6 protein-coding genes are annotated in these 8,542 nt (G+C 45.1%); 1 reads left to right on the forward strand and 5 read right to left on the reverse strand.

From position 1 onward, the window contains the following. Positions 1–92: 92 nt before the first annotated feature. The 3 genes from HWQ36_RS03895 to psaK form a co-directional block, all read right to left on the reverse strand. Positions 93–3,677 (reverse strand): NB-ARC domain-containing protein, encoded by a 3,585-nt coding sequence (locus HWQ36_RS03895; RefSeq protein WP_292698282.1) that lies wholly within the window; start codon positions 3,675–3,677, stop codon positions 93–95. Positions 3,678–3,986: 309 nt separating this feature from the next. Then, positions 3,987–5,183 carry a site-2 protease family protein gene (locus tag HWQ36_RS03900; protein ID WP_292698284.1) on the reverse strand — a complete coding sequence of 399 codons (1,197 nt, stop codon included), beginning with the start codon at positions 5,181–5,183 and terminating at the stop codon, positions 3,987–3,989. A gap of 518 nt (positions 5,184–5,701) precedes the next feature. After that, positions 5,702–5,956 carry a photosystem I reaction center subunit PsaK gene (gene psaK, locus HWQ36_RS03905; protein WP_292698286.1) on the reverse strand — a complete coding sequence of 85 codons (255 nt, stop codon included), beginning with the start codon at positions 5,954–5,956 and terminating at the stop codon, positions 5,702–5,704. Positions 5,957–6,079: 123 nt separating this feature from the next. On the opposite strand from psaK, the gene HWQ36_RS03910 reads away from it, so the two are divergent. Next, positions 6,080–6,706, forward strand: coding sequence for a phosphoribosylanthranilate isomerase (locus HWQ36_RS03910; protein ID WP_292698288.1), 627 nt, complete (start codon positions 6,080–6,082; stop codon positions 6,704–6,706). A gap of 267 nt (positions 6,707–6,973) precedes the next feature. Here HWQ36_RS03910 and folE read toward each other — a convergent pair whose 3' ends face one another. Then, positions 6,974–7,681 carry a GTP cyclohydrolase I FolE gene (gene folE / locus HWQ36_RS03915; protein WP_292698290.1) on the reverse strand — a complete coding sequence of 236 codons (708 nt, stop codon included), beginning with the start codon at positions 7,679–7,681 and terminating at the stop codon, positions 6,974–6,976. Between the two features lie 84 nt (positions 7,682–7,765). Beyond that, positions 7,766–8,491, reverse strand: coding sequence for an SDR family oxidoreductase (locus HWQ36_RS03920; RefSeq protein ID WP_292698292.1), 726 nt, complete (start codon positions 8,489–8,491; stop codon positions 7,766–7,768). Positions 8,492–8,542: the final 51 nt, after the last annotated feature.

Consider the following 8,542-nt stretch of genomic DNA (forward strand, 5'->3'; position numbering starts at 1 on the left):
CTCCATCGCTTAGGCAACAAGTTGAATAGGGGAATACCCAAAAAATCATGCGTTTTGATTTTGGAGGTTAAGATATGTGTCGTAGTCGTGCATCAATTCACTTCTAACGCCCCCAAAACTTTTAAAGTTGCTACCTCTGCTTCAGTCAACCCCATCACTTCAGTAATAATCATCCCTTCATACGGGCGGGCGGGTCTGAAAGTTTGCCAACATTGCCCCGTAGTAATATCCCAACAGTTGATTGTTTCATCCAGGCTACTGCTGAGAAGAGTTTGCTCGTCGTGGCTCAGACTGAGTGACCATATCCAATTTTGGTGATTCTCTAGTGTAGCAAGGCAGTCTCCAGTAGCCATATCCCAAATCTTGATGGTGCGATCGCTACTACCGCTAATCATGCGACTACCATCGGCGGTGAAGAGAATACAAACAATTTGGCCAGTATGTCCCTGGAATATCCGGTGACAAGTTCCGGTGTGAATGTCCCACAATTTCACTATCTGTTCATCACCAGCAGTGGCAATGTATTGACCATCTGGACTGACGGCAATTGCCCAAACGCGGTTTGAGTCTGCCTCCCAAGTATTCAGACATTTTCCTGTTTCAACATCCCACCGTTTAACTATCTTTTCATGGCCACTACTGAAGAGAGTTTTGCCGTCAGGGTTAAAAGCGATCGCTAGCACAGATCCAGGATGCCCCTGCAATGTTTGCCAACATTCGCCAGAATGCACATCCCAAATCTTGATTGTATGGTCGTGGCTGGCACTAGCAAGTAAGTTATTGTCTGGACTGAAAGCAACTGCCCAAACCCAACTCCCGTGACCGTGCAAGGTATTCTGACATTTTCCTGTATGAGGACTCCAAAGTTTAATAGTACGGTCGGCGCTGCCACTGGCGAGAAATTGTCCGTTGGGACTAAAGGCAACACAAAAGACCCGATTGCTGTGTCCGTATAATACACGAAAAGGCTGGAGGCCATGCTTTAACTGTTGCGAGGCATTGAGGTTGACATCCCAGAGTTTGATTGTCTGGTCTTCATGTCCACTGGCAAGAAGGTTTTGCTGGCAACTGTGGGCGATGCCATAAATCGCATTTCTGTGTCCTTGGATGGTTTTGGTACACTGTCCAGTTGAAACTTCCCAGACTCTAGCTGCATGGTCATCCCCACCGCTAGCGATTAAGTGTCCTTGGGGATGAAAAGCAATTGACCAAATCCGGTTTGTATGCTTTTTTAGGGTATCCAGACATTTTCCGGTATGTATATCCCAAATCTTCACAGTTTGGTCATAGCTACTACTTGCCACTTGATCTTTTTTGGGGCTGAATGCTACTGATGTGACAAATCCTGTATGTCCTAGCAACGTCATCACACACATCCACACCCCAGTCCGCAGATCCCAAAGTTTCACCGTTTGATCAAAACTGCCACTAACTAACCTTTGCCCTTCTGGACTAAAAGCGATCGCTTTTACCCAATGCTGATGTCCCTTAAGGGTTTGTACGCAGTATCCAGTTTCTAGATTCCACAACTTGATTGTGTTATCTTCACCAGCTGTTGCTAGGGTTTTTCCTGTGGGATGAAATGCGACACTCCACACACACTTGTCATGTCCTTCTAGAGTTTGCACGCATTCTGCTGTTGTCATATCCCAGATTTTAACTGTGCGATCGTCGCTAGCACTGGCCAGAAATTGTCCATCAGGACTAAAAGCCAAGGCTATGACGATGCTGGTGTGTCCATACAGAGTTTTAAGATATTTTCCTGTGGTAGTGTCCCAAAGCTTGATAGTATGATCTTGACCGCAACTCGCTAAGACCGGATGCACAGGGCTAAAAGCAACACTCCACACCCAACTGTTATGTTCTTTACAGCTAAAGAGTTGTTTGCCGTTGTTGGCATCCCAAATATAAATTTCACCGTTGGTATCACTGGTAGCAAGACAACACCCATCTGGACTAAAGACAACGCTAGTAATACCGCTAAAGGTCGCAGCAAAAACACATTCTCGAAATGTTGTTTGAGTAAAGTTAACTTGATGTAAGTTGAGCGATGCCTGGGTTGGGCTACGCCTACGCAAATCGCAGTCACGAATGTTGAGACGAGAAAAATCATACCTTGTCAAATCGGTTTCTAATTGAACCAACAAATTCAGCAGGTTGCCGCCACCATATCCAACTGTATCTACAATTTCATCTTGTAATTTATTAATCAGTCTGCCAAGTTTATCCTGAAGCTGACGAGTAGAACCAAGGGTTATTTGCAGTTGCTCCAAGATCGGCCGCACAATCAGGTGAATTTGACTATCGCGGATATAGTCTTTTGCCTGGGCTTTCATCAAGGCATGACTCAGCAGATATCGCGGCGATTCCGTGACAATTTCCTGACAGACTTGCTCAATCAAACAATCTGTTAAGTATTCCATGACGACGGGTTGCTGTGTGAATCCGCCTGTGTTATTTTCAATCAAGCTACGCCAGGATAAAGACTCTAGAACTTCTATTAACTTAGGTTTAGATAGTGGTGCTGCAAGATTGGTTTGCAATTCTACCACAGAAACACTTTCCCGATGAATCGCCAGCCAGTACATGACTTGTTGCTCCAACGCAGAGAGTCGTTGGAATTGCTGCTTTATGAGATTGCCAATACCATTAAAGACCGTTGTCCCTTCGCTAAAAAAGCGGGAAATGCTGCCTTCATACAAGTCCCGAATTGAAGTTGCAGCAATTTTCAACGCTAGGGGATTACCACGGTAACATTCAATTAGTTGGTGAGTTTCGTTGTTTGTACTTAATAGCCCTTTGAGGGAGAGAATTGTTTCTCCGGCTGCAACTTCTAATCCTGATAGAGCAAGAGTCCGAACTGGCAAACCATCACCTTCGAGAGCAGCGACTTGGGTAGGTTTTTCCCGACTGGTGAGCAGAATACAGCTTTGATGTTGAGTTTCTCCTAATCGCCACAAAAGTTCACCATAGGATTCATAACCCTCACGGTAACAACCTGTCTGCTTGCCATGTTGCAGCAGCGTGTCAAAATTATCCAAAATCAGTAAGCAGCGAAATTTCCGAAGGTACTCGATTAAACAGGTGATTTGCTCGTGAGGGTCAGGGGGCAATGCGATCGCTTGTTGATTGGAAAGGATTTTTATGCAGTCCGTCAGCTTGTCATCAAAAAAAGGTGCGTGCCGGAGCGATCGCCAAATGACATACTGAAATTCTCCCTGCAATTGTTCTGCTAACTTCACCGAAAGCGCGGTTTTACCCATGCCACCCATACCTAACAGTGTGACTATACGAGTGCGATTGCCCACAATCCATTCACTCAAGGTTTCTAATTCAGTGCTACGTCCATAGAAACGGGAAACGTCGATCGCTTCTCCCCAATCGATGTGAGGCGTGGAGGTTGGAGATTTGTTTGCACCATTGTGCTGCTGTACAGTTCGTTTCAGGACACCGTGGAGATTATTCTTGGTAACTTTTTCACCCAAAGCTTGAGAAAGCGATCGCCATAGTTGCGAACCAACATCTTTGATGTGTCCGGGGTCGTATATGACTTCATCGGCCATTTCTAGGTAAGTTTTCCCTTGCCAACTGTGGCGAAATACAAGCTCTTGGGCTTTTGTTAAGCGTCCTCGTTCCAATAATTGCTCAACGAGTGCGATCGCTTCTTCAACCGTCATTTATTCCGTAGTAATACAGGTTAACTACAATATTCCCACGATAAATTTGATTTTTTTGCAAAACTTTACGTAAATCTACCAAAAAGACCCGACAATAATGAATGTGTTATTTTAACTAATTGATTAGATTGGAATCCTCACGCCTTCAGGCTGAGGAGGATGTCAAATATAACGCCATATTTTAAAAAATAAAAAAGGTAGGAAATCCTACCTCTTACCCAAAAAAAGCATTTTGTAACCAAATACCAAATTCAATATCACACAAGCTTTTGACAAATCTATTGCAAAACTATGACGAGGATATGACGTTTAATTTGCAATTGACTTCGCGATTACTCCCAGTTGCAACCCAGGCGGATAGCTACCTTCTTCTTTTATCCGCTTGATTTCTGCGTCTGTGAGCCGCAAATTTAACTTTTGTGCCAATGTTCGCACAATATCACCCCGGTCAATTACACCCGCTACAGCACCAGCAGGAGAAAGTACGGTAATTCGAGGTAACTGCTCATTTTCCAGCTTGTTAATGACCTCAGCTATGGTTGTTGCTTCAGTAACAGTGGGTATTTCTGTTAGGGGATGCACAATGCTGTGTAAGGTTTGGGTTTCCCATTCACTTCTTTGGGTTACACGAAAATCGTCAATGGAAACCAAACCCCGGTAACGTCCATCAGAAGCAGCAAAATAAACCTGTAAGGGTGCGGTTTCCAACAAGTATAAATCGGCAAAGGAGCGCAGTGTCTGGTCAGCATCGATAACCCGAAAATCACGAGTCATGGCATCAGCCGCCACCACTTTAAGTAGGCTTTCTTGCAACGTAGTCATGTTGTCATAAGTGTTAGCGTTGCGGACAGCAAACCAACCTAACAGCGCAATCCACAAACCAAGTGCTAACTCCCTTGTCAAGAAATCTACAACAAATCCTAAAGCGATCGCACTATAACCCAAAATTTGCCCAGCCCTAGCAGCCCAGTGTACGGCTTGAAAACGATTACCTGTTATTTGCCATAGTGCTGCTTTTAACACTTGCCCTCCATCTAGAGGTAAGCCAGGAATCAGGTTAAATAGTGCCACCACTAAGTTAATTCTCGCCAAATCTCCAACCATGACACTGAGTGGGCTAGTATCAGGGATTACGAGAACTCCGAGACTGAGCAGGAAAAATAGGATGATACTCACCAATGGGCCAGCGATCGCTACTTGAAAAGCTTTGAAAGGAGTTTTAGATTCTTCTTCAATAGCAGCAATCCCGCCAAACAGAAACAGAGTAATTGAATTAACTTTAATACCTTGCGATCGGGCTACCAAGCTATGCCCCAATTCATGTAGCAACACCGAACCAAATAACAGCAGTGCCATAATTATTCCAGCACTCCAAGCTATAGCAGTCCCCCATTCCTGGTAAGCTACCCCAAAGTTAAGGGTTGCCAACCCTAAAATCACAAACCATAACGGGTCTAAAAACAGGGGAATTCCAAATAAAGACCCAATTTTCCAATTTGTTTGCATCACATTGTCCTAAAACTAGATATCGCTAGTAGTTCCTATACAGAAATACTTGCGTATATACTTATACGTATATTTCTGAGCATCAATTCGGTAGTGCCGAGTTCCGAAATGCTCTTATTTCTAGAATAGACAATTAATGCCTGCGAGCAAAACTCTGAAATTGGGAATTGGGAATTGGGCACTAGTACTGAGCGACTTGTGCCGAGCGAAGTCGAGGTAAGTCGAAGTATTGGGCATTGGGCATTGGGCATGAAGAAAAGACAAGGGGGACAAGGATGAGGGGGGAGACAAGGAAGAGACTTATTCAATAATTCCCCCTTGTCCCCCTTGTCCCCTTTGTCCCCCTTGTCCCCCTCATCTCCCTCATCTCCCGGTTGGTGAGCGAAGTCGAACCACGTCTCCCTTATTTCCTCTTTTACTCCCTACTCCCCCTTTTGAGTGTGTGAAATGGAAAAAACCAAATTCACTAATTTTGTATTTATCACGGCGTTATTTGTAACGCCGTGATAAATACAAAGTTATAGACGACCGATGTTAGTCAGTCCTAAAACGATGCCAACGCCAATAATATGACCAAAAGCCATCGCACCAACGAATGTTGGAATACTAATCGGCAGGATAGGGAACTTGGGTCCAACTAGGGGTTTTTCAATCCTAGTACTTAGTAAAACCATTACTAAGCTGCTAATGCTGATGATGATTCCTACTGTAGGATTCCACGCAGGGGTGGCGGGAACAGATGCAGCTACTGCTAGTAAAATAGAGGAAATCAAGCTTTTGTCTCCTGAATGGAAAAGTTAACGTAGACCTCAAGATTATAAAATTACACGGCCCAAAAGTTTTTGAGATAGTTTAGACTTTTCAAATGATTATTCTAAATTTTTTGTTATATTTTCATGCGCGTTAAAATTTGCGGTATCACTCAACCACAGCAGTCTATAGCGATCGCTTCTCTGGGCGCAACGGCACTAGGATTTATTTGTGTACGAAACTCACCTCGCTACGTGACTACATCTCAAATTCGGGCAGCCGTGGCAGAACTCCCGGCAAATGTTGACACAATTGGAGTTTTTGCCAACGCTAGTATCTCTGAAATCAGCCAGATAGTTGTTGATTCTGGGTTGACGGGTGTTCAGTTACACGGAGACGAGTTACCAGATTTTTGCTACCAATTACGTGAAGCTTTACCAAATGTCGAGATTATTAAAGCACTTAGAATTCGTAGTCTTGAGCATCTGGACACGGCGGCTGATTATACAAAATACGTAGATACTTTACTACTGGATGCCTACCATCCCGAACAACTTGGTGGTACAGGTAAAACCTTAGATTGGAAAATATTAGAGCAATTTAACCCCAATTGCCCTTGGTTTTTAGCTGGGGGATTAACAGCAGATAATATTGTGGAAGCTTTAAGTCAGGTTAGTCCTAGTGGCGTTGATTTATCTAGTGGTGTGGAACGCGCACCTGGAGATAAGGATTTAGATAAAGTAACCAAGTTGTTTGAGAAATTGGGGAGATGAGGGGCATGAGGGAGTAGGGGAAGCAGGGGGAGCAGGGGAAGCAGGGGAAGCAGAGGAGACGAGGGAGATGAGGGGGACAAGGGGGACAAGGGGGACAAGGGGGAATTATTGAATAAGTCTCTTCCTTGTCTCCCCCCTCATCCTTGTCCCCCTTGTCTTTTCTTCATGCCCAATGCCCAATGCCCAATACTTCGACTTACCTCGACTTCGCTCGGCACAAGTCGCTCAGTACAAGTGCCCAATGCCCCATTCCCCACTCCCCACTTGTTAAAAGAACGCTGCTTGGTGGCGAATCAAGTTAAAAAATTCTTCGCGGGTTTTATGCTCCTCTTGGAATACGCCAACCATTGCGCTAGTGACAGTCCAAGAACCTGGTTTCTGTACGCCCCGCATTACCATACACATGTGGCTAGCTTCCATCACAACGGCTACGCCTCGAGGTTCTAGAATGGTCTGAATTGCTTCGGCAATTTGGCGGGTTAACCTTTCCTGGACTTGCAAGCGACGGGAATACATCTCAACAATGCGGGCCAGTTTGCTCAGTCCTACAACTTTTTGGTTGGGGATATAAGCAACGTGCGCTCTACCCATAAATGGCAGCATGTGGTGTTCGCACAGACTAAAAAAATTAATATCTCGCACTAGTACCATCTCGTTATGTCCTTCATCAAAGATGGCATCGTTAACGAGTTCTTCAAGGGATTGGTTGTAGCCACTGGTAAGAAACTGCATTGCCTCGGCCACTCGCTTTGGTGTTTTGAGGAGTCCTTCGCGTTCAGGATCTTCGCCAACGCCCAATATTATTTTCCGCACTGCATCCTTCATTTCCTCTATCTGTTCCTCTTTTGGTGGGAACACATCAGCTTGTCGCCCGTTATTTGTATTGCGATCGGGTCTAGGAATTATGGCTTCTGCCAAGTCGGTAATCAGAGGCGATTGAGAGTAATTGGAACCGTTGGAACTAGCAATAGTCATGATTCAGTCTTGGTTATGGTTTAGTCATTGGTCATTAGTCATTAGTCATTGGTCATTTGCAAAGGACTAATGACAAAGGATAAATTAAAGTGCGCCAGCACTGGGCATTAGGGTCAATTCGTCAATAACTGCCTGTTGTGGTAACAGAACTGTGTGGAGAATTGACTGAGCCACTATTTCCGGGGTTAACATCTTGGAACGGTCTAAGTTGACATGGACTGTTTCTGTGTCCCAAAGTTCGGTATTGACTGCACCGGGGGAGATGGCTGTGACACGAATGCCGTGGGTGCGCTCTTCTTGTGCCAGGGTTTGAGAGAGGGCTATCAAACCAGCTTTGCTGACGCTGTATGCTCCCCAACCGGCAAACGGTTGCTTGGCGGCAATTGAAGCGATGTTGATAATTGTGCCTGTGCCCCGATCGCGCATTGAGGGTAAAATTCCTAAAATGCACTGAAACACGCTGGTCAGATTCAAGTCAATTACCTGCTGCCAACCTTCTAGGGGAGTTTCGCTCAAAGTGGCTGTATAGGCAAGGCCCGCACTGTTTACCAGAATGTCTATATCACCAAAGTCAAGGGCGATCGCTTGGATCTTTTCTTTTACTTCCAAGATCCGCGCTAAATCTACAGCGTAAGCTTTTGCTTCCACCCCAGTATGCTGTACAGCTTCTGCCACCGCCTCTAACTTATTCAAAGAACGGCTGACTAAGGCGACATCTATTCCCGCTTTCGCAAAGGCTAAAGCCGTTGCTTTCCCAATTCCACTACTGGCCCCAGTAATCAGGGCGCGTCGTTTTTGCTCAACACTCATCCTAAACCTCCAGGAGACCCCACCAAAACTGTACTCAGTTTGGTGGTGGGA

It is taken from the genome of Nostoc sp. NMS2 (assembly GCF_017115105.1).
Taxonomy (GTDB): Bacteria; Cyanobacteriota; Cyanobacteriia; order Cyanobacteriales; family Nostocaceae; genus Nostoc.

What these genes read in the sequence shown, in the direction of transcription:
- HWQ36_RS03895 (WP_292698282.1), bottom strand. Translation starts at nt 3,677, where the DNA reads ATGACGGTTGAAGAAGCGATCGCACTCGTTGAGCAATTATTGGAACGA.
- HWQ36_RS03900 (WP_292698284.1), bottom strand. Translation starts at nt 5,183, where the DNA reads ATGCAAACAAATTGGAAAATTGGGTCTTTATTTGGAATTCCCCTGTTT.
- HWQ36_RS03910 (WP_292698288.1), top strand. Translation starts at nt 6,080, where the DNA reads ATGCGCGTTAAAATTTGCGGTATCACTCAACCACAGCAGTCTATAGCG.
- folE (WP_292698290.1), bottom strand. Translation starts at nt 7,681, where the DNA reads ATGACTATTGCTAGTTCCAACGGTTCCAATTACTCTCAATCGCCTCTG.
- HWQ36_RS03920 (WP_292698292.1), bottom strand. Translation starts at nt 8,491, where the DNA reads ATGAGTGTTGAGCAAAAACGACGCGCCCTGATTACTGGGGCCAGTAGT.